The organism is Bacillus sp. CFBP9009 (assembly GCF_036541465.1).
In the GTDB taxonomy this organism is placed as follows: domain Bacteria; phylum Bacillota; class Bacilli; order Bacillales; family DSM-1321; genus Peribacillus.
Map to the genome: position 1 here is coordinate 193,146 of NZ_JAZHFU010000006.1, position 20,692 is coordinate 213,837.

A 20,692-nucleotide genomic window follows, 5' to 3' on the forward strand; every position below is an offset into this window, starting at 1 on the left:
TGCTCTCGTCACTTTTTGGTTCATAGCTTAACGATCGTTCTGCCTCTTGCTTCCCCTTTTAATAGGGTAGGAAGGACGTCAGGCAATTCTTCAAGTGTAATTTCCTGTTGAACGAGCTGTTCTAAATGCTCGAGTTTAAAGTCGGTGGCAAGGCGATGCCAAACTTTCAATCTTGTATCCATCGGGCAATTGACCGAATCGATCCCAAGAAGATTAACCCCTCTTAGGATGAAAGGAAAGACGGTGGCAGGAAGGCTTGTACCAGCTGTCAATCCACTGACCGCCACAGCCCCGCCATACTTGATTTGGCTAAGGACCGATGCTAGCGGTTCACCGCCGACGGGATCTACCGCCCCGCTCCACTTCTGCTTGCCCAGTGCCCGCAGCTTGCCATCATATACATCTTCTCGCGATACAATGGTCGCCGCACCGATTTTCTTCAAGTATCCATGTTCCGATTCTTTTCCTGTACTCGCCTCAACGGAATAGCCAAGTTTGGAAAGGATCGAGACAGCGAAACTGCCGACCCCGCCAGTTGCACCAGTGACGAGAACGCTCCCTTGCTCAGGGGTGAGGTTATTTTCTTCCAATCGCAGAACCGATAGTGCTGCAGTGAAACCGGCCGTTCCGATGATCATCGCCTCTTTCATTGTAAGGCCATCAGGTAGCGGGACGATCCACTCTGCAGGAACACGGGCAAACTGGCTATAGCCTCCTGATTGGGAAACGCCAATCCCGTAGGAGGTCGCAATGACTTCGTCTCCTTCTTTAAAGCGGGAATCCTCAGATGAAACGACAACACCAGCCATATCAATGCCCGGAACGATCGGATAGCTGCTGACGATGTTTCCATTCGGAATGGCTGCAAGGCTATCTTTATAGTTCACACCGGAATAATGAACACGGATGAGCACTTCGCCTTGAGGTAGATCATCAAGTGATAGTTGCTGAATGTTAACGGTGAATTGATCATCTTGCTTGTTCACGACTAAAGCATCAAATTGCTGAATCATGGTACGTTCCCCCCTATAATAATGAATCTACCCCATTATAAAAGAAAAAGTATAGGAATGTATAATGATACAATTCGAAATAAGTAGCGCTTGCTTTTCTTTCTGCTTCTAAAAATGGTACTATTAGATTTGATTCAGTTCATATTAAAGGAGATGTTTTACATGGCTAAAAAAGGATACATACTTATGGCAAATGGAGAAAAAATCGAATTCGACCTTTTCCCGAACGAAGCACCGAACACAGTGGCTAACTTCGAAAACTTGGCAAACACAGGATTTTATAATGGCGTGGTCTTTCACCGTGTCATCCCTGGTTTCGTAAGCCAAGGCGGAGATCCAACAGGAACAGGCGCAGGCGGAAGCGGTAAGCAAATCAAATGTGAAACAGAAGGAAACCCTCACAAACATGAGGCAGGAAGCCTATCTATGGCACATGCCGGAAAAGATACAGGCTCAAGCCAATTCTTTATCGTGCACGAACCACAACCGCATCTTAACGGTGTTCACACAGTATTCGGTAAAGTGACATCTGGACTTGAAACAGCCAAAGCTATGAAAAATGGCGACAAAATGGAAAAAGTCGAAGTTTTTGACGCTGAATGATGGAAGCGAAAAGAGGGGGCATTATGCTCCCTCTTTTTTAGCACTGTACATGAGAAAACAGGGGAAATATAGAGTCATTTTGGCGTAATGCTTACAGTGAAACGATATTTGACCTCTGTCAAGGTTTCTGAAATATCCCATAATCTTTTCGAAGTTTCTTCATTATATAAGGTATCGATGATATCGTCTTTTCTAGGAAAGCCTTTTCTGCTCTTCTTTCCATCGGGTCCGATATACTCCCCGCCTGTTAATGTAAGTTCCGTTGCGGCATAAAGGGTAGGCAATGCTCCCATACTTGCCGGCTGGGTGATGGTTTTTGAAAGGAAATGCACGAATCTATTTATGGGTTTGCCAGATCCGCGTGACATGAGGTTAGTATGGGAAAGGCCCGGATGACAGGCAACACTGATCTGACTTGCACCATGCTGGTTGAATTTGTTCTGTAATTCGCGGGCGAAGAGTAGATTGGCCAGCTTGCTTTGCCCATAGTATTTCATTGGTTTATAACCGTTTTCGCCATTTAGGTTTTCGAAGTCTATATATCCATTGATGGCGGCCAAGCTGCTCAATGTGACCACACGCGATTTTGGCGTAGAAAGGATTCGCGGAAGAAGGAGACCTGTCAAAGCAAAATGTCCGAGATGATTGCTGCCGAATTGCAGCTCGAAACCATCCTTCGTCTTACTGTATGGCGGAATCATCACACCTGCATTATTGATGAGGACGGAGAGTGAGTCATAGTTTTCCTGAAAGGAATCAGCAAAATGACGAATGCTGCTTAAGTCACTTAAATCCAACTGCATCACACGTACATTTGCCTTAGGGTGGACCGATAAGATTCTATCGACGGCCTTTTCTCCCTTTGAAGCATTCCGGACAGCAAGGATGATTTCTGCCCCCTTACCAGCCAGTGCAAAAGCCGTTTCGAAGCCAATCCCACTATTGCCACCAGTAATCACAATGGTTTGCCCTGATACATCTGCCATTTCTTCGCCATTCCACTTTTCAATCATCCAACCACACCTTTCCACACAGTCTATACCTATCATATACCCAAATAATTCCTATATGTCACATACTGTGGCGGGAATCAGGTGCTGAATTCTATTTTTTAAAAAAATTAGCCGCCCATTAAGTAATCCATTAAATTTTTCATGATCAGAATGACGGTTACTATGATAAATAATACTCTTACATATGCCACTCCCTTCTTAATGGCAAATTTAGAACCGGCCAATGCTCCTGCTATCATGGAGATCCCCATCGGTATTCCATAGGAAAAGTTGACGGTATCAAGGAATATGAACATGATCAGTGCTGCCAAATTACTTCCGAAGTTCAAAAATTTTGCATTTCCTGCAGAGTGCAAAAAATCAAAGCCAATCATTAAAAAGGCAAACAAAATGAAAGATCCCGTTCCAGCGCCCAAAAAACCATCATAAAAACCAATGGCAAATATAGCGAACGCAAATAGTGCAGTCTTTTGCCATGTGAGTTTATGGTAAGTCGATTTCTGTCCCCAGTCCTTTTTAAAAAAGGTATAAATGGCAATAGCTATTAATAGAACCAAGATCATTGGTTTTAATAATTCAGGTGAGACGAAATTGACAACCCAAGCCCCTAGCAGGGAACCTATGAAAATCAGTGGGAAAAGTTTGGAAACCAATTTGAAATCAACTTTACCTGAGCGAATGAAGGCAATGGTACTTGTTAAAGACCCCATGGAACTTGCTAACTTATTCGTTGCGATCGCTGCTGACGGGGAAAGTCCTGAAAATAATAAAGCGGGTATGGAAATCAGGCCACCGCCGCCGACCACAGAATCAATGAATGCTGCCAAAAATCCGAAAAACATCAGCAGCAAAAGTGTTGAAATTTGTATATCTTCCATCTAAGAAGCCTCCGTATCAATGGCATTATGGCTGGATTGCTTGTTTTGCTGAAGTCATAACCCAAGTTTTTTAATTAGTCACTATTTAGATAGTAACTAATAGAAACCGTTCTGTAAATAAGAATATTATGAGTCATACCGATTGAAATCAAATAGATTTCGATAAGAGATTTGGTATGATAGGCATATAACTTACTAAAAGCACTAGGAGGTACTATGCAAGATATCATTCAAAAACTACAGTCTCTCGGGTTTAGTCAATATGAAGCAAAGGCTTATGTTTCTTTGGTTCGCCAAGGCCCAACCAGTGCCTATCAAGTAAGCAAGGAATCAGGAATTCCAAGGGCCCGTATCTATGAAATATTAAATGGACTGCAAGAAGAAGGAATCGTCTTAAAAGAGGAAATCAATGACTCGATACAATATTCACCGCTACCAGTCGATGTTTTTTTAGAATCGGTTCAATCAAAATGGAACAATACCTATCAATCCATCAGCCATACACTAAAGCAATTCGAGAAAATCGAACCGATGTCTGACAATCGTGTAATGACGCTTAAGGGTGAAGGGCACATCCTATCCTTCTGCCGTACTTTGATTCACAAAGCCGAGAAAAGGGTGGTGGTTTCCTTATGGGACGAGATGTATGGAAAACTTGAACAAGAGCTAAAAGGGGTCGCCGGGCATTGCACTCTCAAGGGGATTGCATTTCAGGTTGAAAACCCATTATCAGGTATAGATATACATCGAAAAACAAGCTATGTGGAAAATATCGGAGAAAACAAATGGTTCATCTTATCCATCGATGGCAAGGAGACGATTTACGGCCCTTCTCCCGAAACGAGGGAAACGGCGTTTTACACAGATGATCCCATTCATATCAATTTTCTCGAAAATTACATTTGGCATGATATCCTCGTTAACCGCTTGGTTAAAAAGGATGAAGAAGATGCAGAGAAATGGATTTCAAGTGAAAGAGACCGTTTTTTCTCCCTATAAGATTTAAAAAAAGCTGATAACCCCATATGCAGGGGATATCAGCTTTTTTATTTTTGTAACGAAGTCATTCGGATAGAAGGGTTTTAGGAAATCTAATGGCCGTGGGCAAGCTTGATTTATCTCTATAAGACCTGTAAGACACAATCGTATGATTATGCGCTCGAACATCCAACTGGAGAACCTGTGAGCTTTTCATTTCCAAATAGTACGTAACGTCTTCTTTTTGTAAATGATAAAAAGAAAAATGTATACCTAAAAGGTTTTTCCTGATTAGTTTTGTTTCAGGCTGATTGATGATGTGCTCACTCAATTCCGTTATCGTAACAGAAGTTGTTCCTGTAATGGCCGTTATTTTTTCTTTTGCATAATCGACTGCATGACTGAAGGTGACGGCAATATTCTTCAAGATTCCGTTCATGGGGGCATCTCCTTTTAATTAGGCTATGTTTGTAGTATGGTACGCGGCTAATGCTTTATTCAAAAAAATCCGCAATGATGATATAGAATTGTCACTTTATGAACATGATTAAGAAGTGTGCAGCGAAATCAATAAAAGGGCTATCAAGGAAGGACAGAGAAAATGTCAATGAAGGTCAAAGCATGAAGAGTAAAAAAAATATATATTGGGGTCTTTTCCTCATCGTAATTCTCGCTTTTACAGTGGTGTTCATTCAGTTGAATATGGATGTGAATTCCAGAGCGGAAAAAGGGAAAGACGCCGGTGCGGATAATCATGAGAGAATAGAAAAATTGCTGAAAAAAATGACGCTTGAAGAAAAAATCGGACAGCTTATGATGGTCGGTTTCAAGGGAACCGAAAAGAGCAGTGAAATTACGGAGCTTATCCAACAAAAACATATAGGGGGCGTCATTTATTTTGACCGCAATATGAAATCCCCTAAACAAGTGGCTAGGTTATCCAATTCGCTTCAGCAAACGGCCGATCGAAGTGCCCATTCGCTTCCGTTGATGGTGGCCATCGATCAGGAAGGCGGGGACATCATTCGGATGAAGGAAAGGGTATCGCCCCTCCCTGCGCAACAGGACCTTGGAAAAAATGCATCTGTTACAGACGTGTACAAAGTGGCCAAATTGAATGGTACAGAACTGGGCTCCATGGGGATTAACATTAATTTCGCCCCTGTTCTTGATCTATCGAAAACGGATAAGCGTTCATTGGGACAAGATCCGGAAAAGGTGTATCAATACGGAAAGAAAGCCATTCAAGGCTTGAACGATGTATCGATAACTGGTGCATTGAAGCACTTTCCTGGAAACGGACGCAGCGAAATCGATCCGCATGTCGAAACATCATCCGTGGAGGCAAACCAACTTGATCTGGAAAATTCGGATATTTATCCTTTCAAGCAAATCATTAGTGAACTGGATAACCAAAAGTTTTTCGTGATGGTGACCCACATTAAATATCCAGCCTATGATAAAGAAAAACCAGCAAGCCTTTCCAAAATCATCATCGAAGACCTGCTTCGGGGGAAACTTAAATATGAAGGACTTGTCGTTACAGACGATTTGGAAATGGGTGCTGTGAACAAGTATTTCTCCTATGAAGAGATGGGGAAGCAGGCAATCCTTGCAGGAGCTGATTTATTACTTGTCTGTCATGAATATTCCCATGAGCTTGAGGTATATAACGGATTACTGCAAGCAGTAAAAGCAGGGGAAGTTCCAATGGATAGAATTGACGAGTCAGTGAAAAGAGTGCTGACATATAAACTTAACAACATGAAGCAAACGAAAGCTGACCCGGATCAAGCTGAAAAAGTCGTGAAAAATCCCGAAAGCATAAAGTTTATCGAAAGCCTGAGCGAGGATGAATAAAAGCGAAACCGCTCTCTCAAAAGTATGCTTTTGTTTAAATTAGCTGATAGGGGGAATACTATATAGGACTAACTTGAAGGAGGAAACTAACATGCCATCAAACAAAATGCTTGGAACCGTCCTGATAGGAGCAGCCGCATTTTTAATGCGCAATAAGAAAACCCGTGAAAAAACGATGAGTCAAATAAGGTCTCTAGCCACACCAGAAACCATTGATAAGGTTAAGGGCCAATTCCAATCAATAACCAAAACGAAATCAAGTAACCCATCCGTACGTTAAGGTGAAATGACCCCATTAAGTTATTCTTAATGGGGTTTTTTATTGCTTATATCCTTTTAGTAAAATCCAGCAGTGAATTCATCAAGCAGGTAAAAGGAAAAAGGAAAAGCACCCGCCTCTTTCGAAGACCCTTGGACAGGTCTTTCAAAAGTACAAGTGCTTTCATGAATGATCAATGATCATTCAGCTTCATCTTCACCGTCATTTTCTTTATTGAACCAAAGCGGATCCTCATTATCGACTTCACCATTATAATTAATCAGGATTTCTTCTCCTGCTTTTATGTCGGTGTAAGCAAAGAAATCAAACGTATGATTCTTGAAGTTTATGTCATACGTAGCGTTGGGTGTATAAGAATGATTAAACAACATGCCATAGCCTAAAAGCATGGCAGTATGGTTTATACCATATTCAAACGCATAATCAGCCAGCAATGTCTTCTCTATGAAAACATGCTCCTCGTTTGGATATGCAATGACAGGTGCCTCATGCAAAAGCTCACCTTTTTTAATATCTCGTGTTGCGAATACGCCTCTATTGAACTCACCATCACTGAGTGTGGAAGTTTTAACTTCAATCATGTTCGTCACCTACTTGTTCTATTCAATATAGTCCAGATCATCTAAGCTTGACAGTTAATAACAAGAAAAGCAACTATTTTACGGAATTAATCATTTTTAGCAAACGACAAGATTGTTTTTATTGAGGCTCTCCCCGTACCAAAGGACGGAATTCTTCACTTGAAGGCCGAAAAAAGGTAGCGAACTGCTCAAATAATCGGGATAGCCCCGCATAAGAAAAAACACCTCCGCTAGAGGTGAAGCTAGGGAGGTGTTTGATATATAGGTAAATCTCTTAATTCACACCGACAGCTGTAAAGGCATTTTTGACAGCCGTGACTTCTGCACTGCTTGAACCGTATAAATCAGAGGCCGCTTGTATGACTGCCGCTCTAGCTTGTGAAAAAGTCGACGAGGTAGTTAAATAAGTTGTGTTTGCCCGGTAAAAGATGGTTCCTAGTTTATCAATGCCGATCCCGGATACACTCACGCCATGATGGGTTCCGCCTGCAGAGATTAAATAAGCTGCCTTATTAATGATTCCGCTGTTCGTGTGGACTCCGCCATTATCACCCGTTCCTGTATAACGGTCCGAATAATGGTCAGGGTCACCATTCAATGTTGGATTAGCCATCGAGCGTAGTGCATCACCGGAAATGTTAGGAGTGTAAATATCTTCCCCGACCAAATAATCGGCTTTGGCACTTTGATTCTTAAATTCTACAACGGTGCCAAAAATATCAGATATCGCTTCATTCAAAGCACCGGATTCATATTGATAGGTAAGATTCGATTCCGAGGAAGTCACCGCATGCGTCAGTTCATGTGCAACGACATCGAGACCCCCGGACAATGGGATGAACGTCGTGCCATCTCCATCACCGTAAACCATTTGGGTACCATCCCAGAAAGCATTATTGTATCTTGAGCCATAATGGACGGTTGATTTCAGGATGGTTCCATTTCCATCATAAGAGTTCCGTCCAAATGTCGATTTGTAATAATCATAGGTTTTACCCGCATAATAATGGGCATCCACCGCAGCTTTATCGGCAGAAGCTGTAAAAGCATTTGTTGTGTTTGAAAAGAGTGTACCAGGCAATCTTGAACGGTTATTGGCATTATAAGTGAAGATACCTTTACCGCGTGTATTGTCTTGTAAGTAGTATCGACCGTTGGATAAGGTAGTGTTCAGCGACACGGTGTTGTTTAAGACGCCCGTGCCCGTTCCGACGGAATTGGTTCCCGTCACTTCATCTAGTGTATTATATTTATTCAGGATTTTACCCGTTTTGACTGAAATGAAATAATTATGATTTCCTGGTTCCGGACTTAAGAATTTCAAATTGACTTTATATACATAATCGGCCTTGCCTTCATTCGCGTATACATATAGGTCAGATTCAGGTGATTGTTCATAGGCAGGAGTGAACCCAAGATCAGCTTCCGCTATTTTGATAGCTTCGGATTTACTGATGCCTTTTTTAGCCTTTTTGCCTAATTTCGTGTTTAGATTGGCTTCAACCGTACCGGATACGACGGTCAATACACCTTTAGCGTCAATCAATACTGCTTGTGTGGAATTCCATACAGGTACACCTTTATAGGTTTGTTGCAATCTAAGGACGGTATTGCCTAGTTCATCCTTGCTTTCTTTCTCGATCGTGAAGGAGTCTTTCGCCTTTTGCTTTTCTAGCTTGTAAGACTTTTTGTTTTCATCAAAAAAGGTAAGAATGATCTCTTCTGCCGTTTGCTTTGAGGGATCCGTAAGTTTCCCAGACTTGTATTCTAGCGAATCCTTATGCTTATTGTACTTTTCAACACTTAACACATTTTTTGCCGCTAAAGCTTCTTGATGGGGAATGGCAGAAAATAATAGACCGATGGATAGTGCAGTTCCTAAAAATACCTTACCTTTCATTACACTCAACTCCTTCATGAGAATACCTCATTTTTACATCGTTTCATATTATTATCAAATGGAGAAAACTTGCGAAAAATATGACATTTAAAGGAATAAAATGGAGAAAAATGGATTTTGATAGAAATATTCTTTGAATATATTCTTTTAGTAATATTTGGAATGTATTAAAATTGAACCAAATGAATAAAAGTGCAAAAAAACATGGCATAATGTGCAAAAAAACATGGCGTAAAGTGCAAAAAAATTTGTCTATTTAAGGCGATTTTTTTGATGATTTGTTGAATATTGCGTTTTATAAACTTGGCATGAAAATTGCATATATTCAGAAAAGGAATTCGAATTGTAAATTAGGTCTATTTGAAAGTCTATGAAATAGGAAAATTTATTAAATGGATTTCTCCATATATGAAAGCGCTTATATAGAAAGGGATGAAAATTTATGATACCAAAACAAGAACATGACATCTTGCATCCTCCACAGCAAGAAGGACAAGAACTAAAGCGCGGTTTAAAATCCCGCCATTTAACGATGATTTCCATTGGTGGGGCTATTGGCACCGGGCTGTTCCTCAGCAGCGGGGCAGCCATTCATACAGCTGGACCAGGCGGCGCATTACTTGCTTATGCCTTAGTTGGGGCAATGGTGTACTTTGTGATGACGAGCTTAGGGGAACTGGCAGCATTCATGCCGACAAGCGGCTCATTCAGTACCTATGGATCGAAATTCGTCGATCCGGCATTTGGGTTTGCCTTGGGATGGACGTATTGGTTCAATTGGTCGATGACGATAGCGGCAGAGTTGGCAGCCTCGACAATGATCATGAAATTCTGGTTTCCGAATAGTCCATCATTGATGTGGAGTTCATCATTCTTAGTGCTCATTTTCCTATTGAACTATTTATCCGTTAAAGGATATGGCGAAGGGGAATACTGGTTTTCCTTCATAAAAGTCACGGCCATCGTTATTTTTATAATCGTCGGGCTGCTAATGATCGTCGGCATTATGGGCGGCGAAGCAGTAGGTTTTAAAAACTTCACTGTCGATGAGGCTCCTTTCCCGGGTGGGTTCATGGGTGTCTTCATTGTATTCATAGCGGCTGGCTTTTCTTTTCAAGGTACTGAAATTGTCGGTGTGGCTGCCGGTGAAAGTGAAGATCCAGCAAGGAATATACCGAAGGCCATTAAAAGTGTATTCTGGAGAATCCTGCTCTTTTACGTATTTGCAATCTTCGTAATAGGACTGCTTATCCCTTATACGAACCCAAGTTTACAAGGCGATAACGTCATGGTAAGTCCATTCACGCTCATTTTTGAAAAAGCTGGAGTGGCCTTTGCTGCTTCGCTTATGAATGCAGTCATTTTAACAGCGGTATTATCAGCAGGTAACTCCAGTCTATATGCATCAACGCGTATGTTATATTCAATGGCAAAAGATGGGCAAGCACCGCGTATTTTTGCAAAACTTAATAAACGCGGAGTACCGGTTGCAGGAATGATTTTGACATGTTCCATCGGCATGCTAGCCTTTTTAGCCTCCGTATTCGGTGATGGTAAAGTGTATATTTGGTTAATGAATGCCATTGGAATTACAGGATTCATCTTTTGGCTGGGCATTTCCATCAGCCATTACCGTTTCCGGAAAGCATTCATCGCTCAAGGCCATTCATTGGAGAAGCTGCCATATAAGGCATTATGGTTCCCGATAGGTCCGATCTTTGCCATATTAATTGGCATGATCGTCATCCTGTCCCAAAATATCCAAGCCTTTTTCTCAGACCAGATCGATTGGGGCAGTGTTATAGCTGCATACCTGGGAATCCCGCTTTTCCTTGGTCTATGGTTTGGCTATAAACTAATAAGAAAAACTAAATTCGTTAAACTTGATGAAGTCGAATTTGACTTTGACAAAAAATATGAATGAACAACCTTAAAGTGAAATCAGCCGGACAATGCAGTATTGAATTGTCCGGCTTTTACTTGTTAGGCTCATTATCAAAAAGCTAGGAAGCCGATTCCTAGCTTTTTATTTTTGTTAAATGGAAATTTATACATATCCGAGGAGAGGTGTTATATGATAATCGTAATCTCTGCTAAATTGAATGCACAGAACGACGCGGAAAGCTTTTAATATTTTCAATGGAAAGGGAAGGTGCACGGCTGATGACCTTATTGACTCATTTAAAAGTATTGGACTTTTCAACGTTACTGCCAGGCCCATTTGCCACTTTGATGCTAGCGGATTTAGGAGCGGATGTTTTGAAGGTAGAGAGGCCGGGAGCAAAGGATTCATGGGGTGTGAACCAATATCTTAACAGATCGAAGAAGTCGATCACACTGGATTTAAAACAATCTGACTCAATCGAATCCGTAAAAAAACTAGTGAAGGAATACGATATCGTCATTGAACAATTCCGTCCAGGTGTCATGGAACGTCTGGGACTGGGGTATGAGGCATTAAAATCGATCAATCCAAAGCTGATTTACTGTTCCATCACGGGCTTCGGCCAGACTGGTCCCTATAAAGACCGACCGGGACATGATATCAATTATATTTCGATTGCAGGCTTATCAGGCTATTCCGGTACGAAAAAGGGCGGACCGGCAAAAAACGGAACCCAAATAGCAGATCTTGCCGGAGGCTCATTGCATGCTGTTATCGGTATATTATCTGCAGTCATTCACAGGGAAAGAACGGGCTTCGGCCAAGCCATCGACATCAGCATGACCGACTGCAGTTTTACCTTGAATGCCATATCCGCACCTTTGAATTTACAAGGGGGCCTCGAACTTGAACCAGAAAAAATGATGTTAAACGGAGGGTCCTTTTATGACTTTTACGAAACGAAAGATGGACGCCATTTTTCGGTAGGAAGCCTTGAGCCCCCATTTCGAAAAGCATTATGCGAAGCAATCGGTGCACCCGAGTTGTATGAACTGAGCATGAAAAGCGATGAAGAAAGCGGAATCAGGTTTAAAACGGCCATCCGACTGGCTTTCCTTGAAAGAGATTTTCATGAATGGCAGGAAATATTCACTGATTTCGAGGCCTGCGCAGAACCAGTGCTGACCTTCACCGAAGCGGCCGAACACCCCCAATTGAAGGAGAGGGGAATGATCGTCGAGGTACCTGACGGAAAAGGAAATGTCCAGAAGCAAATCGCCTGCCCAATCAAAACATCGGTTTTTACCCCTGAATATAAACATGCTGGCTTGAGGCCAGGACAAAACAACGCAGAAATTCTTCGCACCCCCAATCGCTAAATAAAGATGTAAAGGCTATCACTTTTCCGGAATTTTTGGGAAGGAGATAGCCTGTTTTTTTTTGAAGGCCGGAAAAAGCATGAGGAAGGTAGAATATAGCTGGAGATAGGTCGAATTAATCGGTGGGAGGCCGGATTAAGCAGAAGAGAACAAATTATCCTCTTATCACATGTGGAAAGCAACATATTACTACTGTGAAAATTTACTAGTTATAACTAGTGTGGGCAGGGTATCAGAGTAGCATCCTGAAAATGCTCTGGTAAGGAGGGTTGATTAAACATGTTTGGTCTCTCTGATATCATTAAATTTCTATTTTCCTTTTTTTTGATCATGCCAATCGTTACGCTGATACATTTGAGCGGGCATATTTTCTTTGTTACGATCTTTGGGGGATCAGAAAAGAAAATCTTGATCGGTTGTGGTAATAAACTTTTCGCCTTTCGGAACATAGAGGTGAGGAAATATTATTTTTGGAATGGGACTTGCGAGTTCAAGGGATTGAAACATGACAATCGATTGACGAATACGCTGATATATTTAGGCGGGTCTATCTTTAATTTAGTCAGCATGCTGATTATATATAGCTTAGTGTATCAGAATATCCTGGACAGCTCGGTAATCTGGTATCAATTTATCTATTTTTCTTTCTATATTATGTTTTTTTCCTTGTTTCCGATGTATTTCTCGGACGGATCGCCTAGTGATGGGAAGGCTGCGGAATTGGCCTTGAGGAACAAGCTGGAAGATAGGGTGACGGATGATATAGTTGTGAAGAAAATGGATGATGATGATAGTTGCAAGTAAAAAAGGGGACGTGCTGTGGTGGCCGTTCTTTTTTTTATTTGCTTTCAGTTTTAGGATTTTAAGTATTAACCTAATCGGCACGCTTATATATTGCCGATTAGGTTGTTGAATCTTATAAATCAGTATTAAAGTTTCCGCAAAAAAATCATTCCCACACTTCTTTTGCTACATCAACGACGAATTTCAGCTTTTCCCATTGCTGTTCTTCGGTTAGCTTGTTGCCGTGATGGGTGGAGGCGAAGCCGCATTGAGGGCTTAAGCATAATTGTTCGAGAGGAACGAAGTGCGAGGCTTCTTTAATGCGTGCCTTAACAGCTTCCTTGTCTTCGATTTCACCATTTTTTGAAGTGACGACCCCCAGTACAACCTGTGCACCGCCATTTGGAATGTATTCCAATGGTTTGAAATCCCCTGAGCGTTGATCATCATATTCCAAGAAGAATCCATCCACTTTTTCTTTTGCCAATAAAGTTGGAGCGATACGGGCATAGCTTCCTTCAAACGCCCAAGTCGACTGATAGTTTCCACGACAAAGGTGGGTAGTGACGACAAGGTCTTCTGGTTTGCCTTCCAATGCTCCATTAATGACACGAAGTGCAAGATCAATTAACTGTTCCCTCGTATATTTTCCATCTTTGAACTGGAAATCTGGAGCTGAAAGTCTGGCAATATATACATCATCCAATTGAAGATAACGCACACCTGCTTCATAAAAGGCTTCCAAAGCATGCTGATACGCCTTGATGATATCATTTGCATAATCTTCAATATCAGGGTAAATGTCTTCATTATGAATGCCTGCAGCAAATAACTGATTCGGACTGGGAATGGTTTGCTTGGCAATGGCACGTCCGTTCACGATTTTGTTCAATTCAATGAAATCACTAATGAAGGGATGTTCAGAATTGAATGAAACCTTCTCGGTATTGCGAACGTTATATCTCTCTGTTTCCACACCATCGAATGTGAGACCTTTTTCAGTCACATATCCCTCGATGCCATTTAAATGTTCGAGGAAGTCAAAGTGCCACCATGTTCGTCTGAACTCGCCGTCCGTAACAGCCTCTAATCCAACTTCAATTTGTTTATCGACAATCCGATTGATTTCTTCGGTTTCAACTTCCCGAAGCCGCTCTGCTGATATGGTACCTTCCTTATAGTTCTTTCTGGCAATATGTAAACGTTCTGGTCTTAATAAACTTCCGACGTGATCGGCCCTGAATGGTGCTTTCGTTAATGTGATTGACATGTTGCATTCCTTCTTTCCTTTTAAAAATAAAACACCTCTTCTTAAAAAATAAGAAGAGGTGTTGGCAACAAAGCTATATACTCTTCTTATCTTCAAGTTTTTACACTTCTGGAATTAGCACAGTACATGATCAGTCTGTTGCTGAGGCATCAAAGGGCCAGTCCCTCCACCTCTCTGGATAAGAGTTGTCTATTAAATTAATTATGACTATACAGGTAGTTTTTACAAAGGTCAAGCGTTAGAGGTTGAATATTTAGAATATACCGATTATTAATTCACGCTGAAATGTTAACGGCATCAGGGAATCCGGCATATGCTTTGAGTGGGGAGGGAATGCAAGGATGAGTCCATTCAAAAGTGGCATACCGATAACGGTAACTGAAGCTATGATAGAGAGAATCATAAAAATGAAATCATCTGGTCCGGATATTAAAGTCGAGATTACGCCAAAGCAAATAGTGATTTCCGGAACGATGGAAGTGAAAAAAATGATGTTTAGGAAAGACGTAGCTTTCCGGATTACATTAATTCCGGTACACGTTGAAAAAAGAATGATTTCATTTGAATTAGTGAAAATGGAACCAATTGACAGGGATTTCATCAACCAAAGGATATTTAACAGGCCGCCATTTTTTGAATTTGAAAAAAGAACGATCAAAATGAATGTTAATGCTTGGAACATCGTGAGAAAAATTCCGGTGGGCACAATTAAATCGTATGAACTTGTCGAAGGTGCATTGAAAATGAAACTTTCTTTATGAGTTAAGGGATATTTTACATACAACCTTATCCGCAATCTATAAAGGGAGTGCCAGGTATGTTAGTGTTATGGTGAGATTGGTCATGAAAAAAATGTGATTGATAAATCAAGCTCTTTAAAATATACTAAATAACTTGAAGTTTTGAGTTTTTCTGGGAATGAGGAGGATAATGATGGATCAAAAGATTTTGCCTGCTTCAGCAAGCATGAAGGATTTTGAAAGATTTCTAGAAAGTTCCTATGAAATAGGTGTGTTTCTTGATTTGCATATATCACAATTGAAAAATGTAAGTATGATGGCAAAACAGCATAATAAGAAAATGATTTATCATGTTGATTTGATCCATGGCATAAGAAGTGATGAGTACGCGACAGAATTCATTTGTCAGGAATATAATCCCTATGGGCTGATTTCGACTAAATCAAGCGTTATATTGAAGGCGAAGCAAAAAGGGGTCATTGCCATCCAGCGAATCTTTTTAATAGACTCACATGCGCTTGAGAAAAGTTATAAGCTGGTGCAGAAAACCAAGCCGGATTATATCGAAGTATTGCCGGGCGCCATGCCATGGATGATTAAAGAAGTGAAGGAACGATTGCAGACACCGATTTTTGCAGGCGGCCTCATACGTACTTCGGATGAAGTCCTGAATGCCCTTGATGCTGGAGCTTCGTCTATCACCACATCCAAAACTGAATTATGGGATATCGTCTAATAGGGGAAATTTGAAAAAAATTACAGAAAAATAGATTAATTTTTCACAAAATATTGACAGCGTTTTCATAACCTAGTATATTTTACAGTACAAGTTAATATATGTGACGGAGACTAGGAGATTCACAACAGATCTATTCATAATTTATTTATGAAGATAGTTCTGCTGTGGATCTCCTTTTATTTGTTGGCAAGGTTTAAAAATTTATCAGGGGAGGGGTTTTATCATGACTCCATTTTGGGGAGAAGTGTTAGGCACGATGATATTAGTTGTATTCGGAGCAGGTATTGGGGCTGGTTCATCCTTAAAGGGTTCCTATGCAAAAGATGCCGGCTGGATTGTTGTCACGATTGCGTGGGGATTGGCCGTTACCATGGGTGTTTTTGCAGTGGGGTCCATAAGCGGGGCGCATTTAAACCCGGCGGTCACAGTAGGTTTTGCCATTATTGGAGAATTTCCTTGGAGTGATGTGCCCGGTTACATCGTTGCCCAGATGATTGGCGCAATCCTGGGCGCAACTCTAGTATTCCTGCACTATTTGCCACACTGGAAAGCTACGGATGATCCAGGAGCGAAGCTTGGTGTGTTCGCGACTTCACCTGCGATCCCGCACACATTTTCAAATCTATTAAGTGAAATGATTGGAACTTTCATCCTTGTTCTTGGATTATTATTTATAGGTGCCAATGATTTTACAGAGGGTCTAAACCCATTCGCAGTCGGGTTATTGATTGTCGTGATCGGGATGTCACTTGGGGGAACGACAGGATACGCCATTAACCCGGCCAGGGACCTGGGGCCGCGCATCGCTCACTTTTTGCTGCCGATACCGGGTAAAGGCAATTCCAATTGGGGCTATTCATGGATTCCGGTCATTGGACCGATTGTTGGAGGTTCACTTGGTGCCGTTTGTTATAAAGCATTCTTTATGGGGGAAATAACAGCAGGATTTTGGTCTGTTTTGGGTGCAAGCCTGGTACTATTGATATTAGCCTATGCTTTTGGTAAAAAACATTCACATGAATTGGAAAGCAGAAATATCGCCAGTTAAATTAAAAGGAGGGGCATACACAATGGAAAAATACATTTTATCATTAGATCAAGGAACAACGAGTTCTCGGGCGATTTTATTTAACGAAAAGGGGGAAATCGTCCATTCCTCCCAAAAGGAATTCACGCAGCATTTCCCTAAACCAGGCTGGGTCGAGCATAACGCCAATGAGATTTGGGGATCGATCCTGGCGGTGATTGCCGGTGTACTATCTGAATCCGGTGTAAAGCCAGAGCAAATTGCCGGTATCGGGATCACTAATCAGCGTGAAACGGCAGTCGTTTGGGATAAGGAAACAGGTACTCCTGTCTATAATGCGATTGTATGGCAGTCCAGGCAAACAAGTGAAATCTGTGATGATTTGAAGGAAAAGGGACTTAATGATCTATTCCGGGATAAAACGGGATTGTTGATAGATGCTTATTTTTCCGGAACGAAAGTGAAATGGATCCTCGATAATGTAGAAGGGGCACGACAAAAGGCGGATGAAGGCAAGCTGTTATTCGGTACCATCGATACTTGGCTGATCTGGAAGCTATCAGGGGGCAAGGCTCATGTAACGGACTATTCCAATGCATCCCGGACATTGATGTACAATATCCATGAACTGAAATGGGATGAAGAACTGCTTGAGATATTGACTGTACCAAAGTCAATGCTTCCGGAAGTAAGGCCTTCATCTGAGGAGTATGCACGTACGATCGAATATCATTTCTTCGGCCAATCAATTCCGATCGCCGGGGCAGCCGGTGATCAGCAGGCAGCATTATTCGGCCAAGCCTGCTTTAATGAAGGAATGGCTAAAAACACGTATGGAACAGGCTGTTTCATGCTCATGAATACAGGAGCCAAGGCTGTCAGCTCCGAACACGGACTATTGACGACTCTTGCTTGGGGATTGAATGGGAAGGTCGAATATGCACTGGAAGGCAGTATATTCGTAGCTGGCTCCGCAATCCAATGGCTGCGCGATGGTCTGCGGATGCTTCATGATGCCAAGGACAGCGAAGCCTATGCAAAACGGGTGGAAAGTACGGATGGAGTATATGTAGTACCAGCTTTTGTAGGACTTGGAACCCCATATTGGGACAGCGAAGTGCGGGGAGCCGTTTTTGGTTTGACGCGCGGCACATCAAAAGAACATTTCATTCGGGCCACACTTGAATCACTTGCGTATCAAACGAAGGATGTCCTTGATGCAATGGAGGCGGATTCAGGAATCGAGCTGCAGACATTAAGAGTGGATGGGGGGGCAGTCAAGAATGACTTCCTGATGCAATTCCAAAGCGACTTATTGCGTGTGCCCGTCGAGAGGCCGACAATAAACGAAACTACAGCATTAGGTGCTGCATACTTAGCTGGCCTTGCTGTCGGGTATTGGAAGGATCAAGAAGAAATCTCCCGGCAATGGGCGGTAGATAAAACCTTTAAACCATCCATGGAAGAGCAAGAAAGTGAAAAATTATATGAAGGCTGGAAAAAAGCTGTACATGCCGCTATGGCGTTTAAATAAAAAACAAGATGTATTCTTTCTCAAATGAGCTGGAGTATGCTATAATGAAATCAAGTTAATAACTCGGCCGGAGAACAGGAGAGACCATGAATGCGTTATCGTTAATTCGATAATGTGCATTTATGGTCTCTTTTTTTGTTTTTAATGGCAGATTAAGGATATTAATATCTATATAAACTATGCGAACAAATGAACCAATTGAATATAAGTACCAAAATTACGAATTCACGAGTAAACGGCGTAAATTCACGAGTAAACAGCGTAAATTCACGAGTAAAAGTGCAGAATTCACGAGTAAACCGCACGAATTCACGAGTAAACGCAGAATTCATACAAAAAAACTAGAATGCAATACTTTAAGGAGGAGTCAGGGATGAGGTTTTCAAATATATATCGGGAAGAAACGATCGAACTTCTTAAAAAAGAGAAATATGATGTAGTTGTCATTGGTGGGGGAATTACCGGTGCAGGGATCGCCCTTGATGCAGCGACCCGTGGAATGAAAGTGGCTTTGGTCGAAATGCAGGACTTTGCAGCAGGTACTTCAAGCCGCTCGACAAAGCTTGTTCATGGCGGATTACGGTATTTGAAGCAATTTGAAATAAAAATGGTTGCCGAGGTTGGTAAAGAGCGAGAAATCGTTTATGAAAATGGACCGCATGTGACCACGCCGGAATGGATGCTGTTACCGATGCATAAAGGAGGGACCTTCGGGAAATTCAGTACCTCCATCGGACTTCGGGTATATGATTTCCTTGCGGGCGTTAAAAAAGCTGAACGCAGGAAAATGCTTTCGGCGGAGGAAACACTAAAACGGGAGCCTCTCGTTAAGAAAGAGGGATTGAAGGGCGGAGGCTACTATGTTGAATATCGGACAGATGATGCACGTCTTACGATTGAAGTCATGAAGGCGGCTGTCGATAAAGGTGCAACACCGATAAATTATACTAAGGTAGAAAAATTGTTATATGAAAATGGAAAGGTAAACGGCGTCCAAGTTGCCGATTTACTTTCAGGTGATGCTTATGAAATATACGCAGACAAAGTCATTAATGCAGCAGGTCCATGGGTGGATTCCATTCGAGAGAAGGACCAATCGAAACAAGGGAAAACGCTGAAGTTATCCAAGGGTGTTCATGTGGTCATCGACCAATCGAAATTCCCGTTGAAGCAGGCGCTTTATTTTGATACGCCTGATGGCCGGATGATTTTTGCCATCCCAAGAGCCGGTAAAGCTTATGTAGGGACTACGGACACTTTTTATGATGGTGATCCTGCAGTGCCGACCGTTACTTCCGAAGACCGTGCCTATCTATTAAAGTCCATACATTATATGTTTCCAAAAGTGAACATTACGAATGATGATATCGAATCTAGCTGGGCAGGGGTAAGGCCGTTGATTCTTGAAGAAGGGAAAGATCCTTCTGAGATATCAAGGAAAGATGAAATATGGGAGTCCGATTCTGGACTTATCACGATTGCGGGAGGGAAATTGACCGGTTATCGCAAAATGGCAAAAACGACGGTCGACCTTTTGGCAGGGAAGCTTGCCCAGCAATCCACTAAAACTTACCCAGCCAGCAGCACTAAAGGCATGCCGATTTCCGGAGGGGATGTCGGGGGATCAAGCAACTTCTCCGATTATATCAAGCAACATATTCAAATGGGAGTTGACTCAGGACTCGCTGTAAAGGACTCCGAAGCGATATTGGCCATGTACGGTTCCAACGCACCTGTGTTATTCGATATCGCAAAAAGCGAAGGAGACGGAGGAGCAAGCAGCGGCCTTCCAAAGAAATTGTTCGTACAGCTGAAATACGCACTAGCTCATGAAATGGCCGCAACTCCAGTGGATTTCTTTTTCCGCAGGACGGGGACGCTATTATTCGATATCGATTTAGTCCAAACGCATAAACATGCAGTGATCGATTATATGGCTGGATATTTTGGATGGACGGAATCAACAAAAATGGAGAGAACCAATCAATTGGAACAGGAAATATTGGGTGCGATTAAAGTATCTTGACCTATATGCCAAAAAAATGACGCCGGCGGAATCGCTGGCGTTTTTTTGAATTCGGAATGTGATTATCGGGGCATTTGCAAGTGGAAAAATAAAAATGTTCATGTTAGGTTTCCTGACGCGAAAACTATTGTTTAATCCATCAAGATGAAATATAATCATTAAAAGATAAATTAGAATTTTCAAAATATAAAGGGGGAGCTTTA

Annotated in this window: 20 protein-coding genes and 1 riboswitch; of the genes, 12 read left to right on the top strand and 8 right to left on the bottom strand. The window is 41.8% G+C overall.

Annotated features, from left to right (window positions below; genetic code table 11):
• Nucleotides 1-20: 20 nt before the first annotated feature.
• Nucleotides 21-1,013, bottom strand: coding sequence for an NADPH:quinone oxidoreductase family protein (locus tag V3595_RS17105; protein ID WP_485908490.1), 993 nt, complete (start codon nucleotides 1,011-1,013; stop codon nucleotides 21-23).
• A gap of 162 nt (nucleotides 1,014-1,175) precedes the next feature.
• Between V3595_RS17105 and V3595_RS17110 the strand changes: the two genes are divergently transcribed.
• Nucleotides 1,176-1,616 (top strand): peptidylprolyl isomerase, encoded by a 441-nt coding sequence (locus V3595_RS17110; protein WP_063234129.1) that lies wholly within the window; start codon nucleotides 1,176-1,178, stop codon nucleotides 1,614-1,616.
• Between the two features lie 74 nt (nucleotides 1,617-1,690).
• Here the strand turns inward: V3595_RS17110 and V3595_RS17115 are convergent, their stop codons facing one another.
• The gene (locus V3595_RS17115) at nucleotides 1,691-2,629 is read right to left on the bottom strand and encodes an oxidoreductase (RefSeq protein ID WP_485908491.1); all 939 of its coding nucleotides are present in this window, start codon (nucleotides 2,627-2,629) and stop codon (nucleotides 1,691-1,693) included.
• Between the two features lie 107 nt (nucleotides 2,630-2,736).
• Nucleotides 2,737-3,507 carry a TSUP family transporter gene (locus V3595_RS17120; protein ID WP_485908492.1) on the bottom strand — a complete coding sequence of 257 codons (771 nt, stop codon included), beginning with the start codon at nucleotides 3,505-3,507 and terminating at the stop codon, nucleotides 2,737-2,739.
• A 216-nt stretch (nucleotides 3,508-3,723) separates the two neighbouring features.
• On the opposite strand from V3595_RS17120, the gene V3595_RS17125 reads away from it, so the two are divergent.
• Nucleotides 3,724-4,506 (top strand): TrmB family transcriptional regulator, encoded by a 783-nt coding sequence (locus V3595_RS17125; RefSeq protein WP_350300401.1) that lies wholly within the window; start codon nucleotides 3,724-3,726, stop codon nucleotides 4,504-4,506.
• 64 nt (nucleotides 4,507-4,570) lie between these two features.
• Here the strand turns inward: V3595_RS17125 and V3595_RS17130 are convergent, their stop codons facing one another.
• The gene (locus tag V3595_RS17130; RefSeq protein WP_485908493.1) at nucleotides 4,571-4,924 is read right to left on the bottom strand and encodes a hypothetical protein; all 354 of its coding nucleotides are present in this window, start codon (nucleotides 4,922-4,924) and stop codon (nucleotides 4,571-4,573) included.
• Nucleotides 4,925-5,028: 104 nt separating this feature from the next.
• Between V3595_RS17130 and nagZ the strand changes: the two genes are divergently transcribed.
• Together nagZ and V3595_RS17140 are read left to right on the top strand one after the other, a co-directional pair.
• The gene (nagZ, locus tag V3595_RS17135) at nucleotides 5,029-6,345 is read left to right on the top strand and encodes a beta-N-acetylhexosaminidase (RefSeq protein WP_485908494.1); all 1,317 of its coding nucleotides are present in this window, start codon (nucleotides 5,029-5,031) and stop codon (nucleotides 6,343-6,345) included.
• 91 nt (nucleotides 6,346-6,436) lie between these two features.
• The gene (locus V3595_RS17140; RefSeq protein ID WP_101223561.1) at nucleotides 6,437-6,625 is read left to right on the top strand and encodes a hypothetical protein; all 189 of its coding nucleotides are present in this window, start codon (nucleotides 6,437-6,439) and stop codon (nucleotides 6,623-6,625) included.
• A 179-nt stretch (nucleotides 6,626-6,804) separates the two neighbouring features.
• Here V3595_RS17140 and V3595_RS17145 read toward each other — a convergent pair whose 3' ends face one another.
• Entirely contained in the window at nucleotides 6,805-7,206 is a 402-nt protein-coding gene (locus tag V3595_RS17145) for an SET domain-containing protein (RefSeq protein WP_034310428.1), read from the bottom strand.
• Between the two features lie 274 nt (nucleotides 7,207-7,480).
• On the bottom strand, nucleotides 7,481-9,106 hold the full coding sequence (locus tag V3595_RS17150) for a M4 family metallopeptidase (RefSeq protein ID WP_485908495.1): 1,626 nt from the start codon (nucleotides 9,104-9,106) through the stop codon (nucleotides 7,481-7,483).
• Nucleotides 9,107-9,548: 442 nt separating this feature from the next.
• Here V3595_RS17150 and V3595_RS17155 point away from each other — a divergent pair, with 442 nt between their 5' ends.
• The 3 genes from V3595_RS17155 to V3595_RS17165 all read left to right on the top strand — a co-directional run bounded on the left by V3595_RS17155 (nucleotide 9,549) and on the right by V3595_RS17165 (nucleotide 13,174).
• Complete coding sequence (locus tag V3595_RS17155; RefSeq protein ID WP_485908496.1) at nucleotides 9,549-11,030, top strand: amino acid permease; 1,482 nt, start codon at nucleotides 9,549-9,551, stop codon at nucleotides 11,028-11,030.
• 215 nt (nucleotides 11,031-11,245) lie between these two features.
• The gene (locus tag V3595_RS17160) at nucleotides 11,246-12,370 is read left to right on the top strand and encodes a CaiB/BaiF CoA transferase family protein (protein WP_485908497.1); all 1,125 of its coding nucleotides are present in this window, start codon (nucleotides 11,246-11,248) and stop codon (nucleotides 12,368-12,370) included.
• Nucleotides 12,371-12,649: 279 nt separating this feature from the next.
• Nucleotides 12,650-13,174: a hypothetical protein gene (locus tag V3595_RS17165; RefSeq protein ID WP_485908498.1), complete on the top strand. Its 525-nt coding sequence runs from the start codon at nucleotides 12,650-12,652 to the stop codon at nucleotides 13,172-13,174.
• Between the two features lie 145 nt (nucleotides 13,175-13,319).
• On the opposite strand, the gene V3595_RS17170 is transcribed toward V3595_RS17165, so the two are convergent.
• The gene (locus V3595_RS17170) at nucleotides 13,320-14,423 is read right to left on the bottom strand and encodes a 5-methyltetrahydropteroyltriglutamate--homocysteine S-methyltransferase (protein ID WP_485908499.1); all 1,104 of its coding nucleotides are present in this window, start codon (nucleotides 14,421-14,423) and stop codon (nucleotides 13,320-13,322) included.
• Between the two features lie 83 nt (nucleotides 14,424-14,506).
• Nucleotides 14,507-14,608: riboswitch (SAM riboswitch) on the bottom strand.
• Nucleotides 14,609-14,764: 156 nt separating this feature from the next.
• On the opposite strand from V3595_RS17170, the gene V3595_RS17175 reads away from it, so the two are divergent.
• From V3595_RS17175 to glpK, 4 genes are all read left to right on the top strand, one after another.
• Complete coding sequence (locus V3595_RS17175) at nucleotides 14,765-15,184, top strand: hypothetical protein (RefSeq protein WP_485908500.1); 420 nt, start codon at nucleotides 14,765-14,767, stop codon at nucleotides 15,182-15,184.
• A 172-nt stretch (nucleotides 15,185-15,356) separates the two neighbouring features.
• Nucleotides 15,357-15,899: a glycerol-3-phosphate responsive antiterminator gene (locus V3595_RS17180; RefSeq protein ID WP_048683275.1), complete on the top strand. Its 543-nt coding sequence runs from the start codon at nucleotides 15,357-15,359 to the stop codon at nucleotides 15,897-15,899.
• 226 nt (nucleotides 15,900-16,125) lie between these two features.
• Entirely contained in the window at nucleotides 16,126-16,950 is an 825-nt protein-coding gene (locus tag V3595_RS17185; RefSeq protein WP_485908501.1) for an MIP/aquaporin family protein, read from the top strand.
• Between the two features lie 22 nt (nucleotides 16,951-16,972).
• Nucleotides 16,973-18,463: a glycerol kinase GlpK gene (gene glpK / locus V3595_RS17190; protein WP_485908502.1), complete on the top strand. Its 1,491-nt coding sequence runs from the start codon at nucleotides 16,973-16,975 to the stop codon at nucleotides 18,461-18,463.
• A 161-nt stretch (nucleotides 18,464-18,624) separates the two neighbouring features.
• Here the strand turns inward: glpK and V3595_RS17195 are convergent, their stop codons facing one another.
• The gene (locus V3595_RS17195) at nucleotides 18,625-18,795 is read right to left on the bottom strand and encodes a hypothetical protein (RefSeq protein WP_485908503.1); all 171 of its coding nucleotides are present in this window, start codon (nucleotides 18,793-18,795) and stop codon (nucleotides 18,625-18,627) included.
• Nucleotides 18,796-18,836: 41 nt separating this feature from the next.
• Between V3595_RS17195 and V3595_RS17200 the strand changes: the two genes are divergently transcribed.
• Nucleotides 18,837-20,489: a glycerol-3-phosphate dehydrogenase/oxidase gene (locus V3595_RS17200; RefSeq protein WP_485908504.1), complete on the top strand. Its 1,653-nt coding sequence runs from the start codon at nucleotides 18,837-18,839 to the stop codon at nucleotides 20,487-20,489.
• Nucleotides 20,490-20,692: the final 203 nt, after the last annotated feature.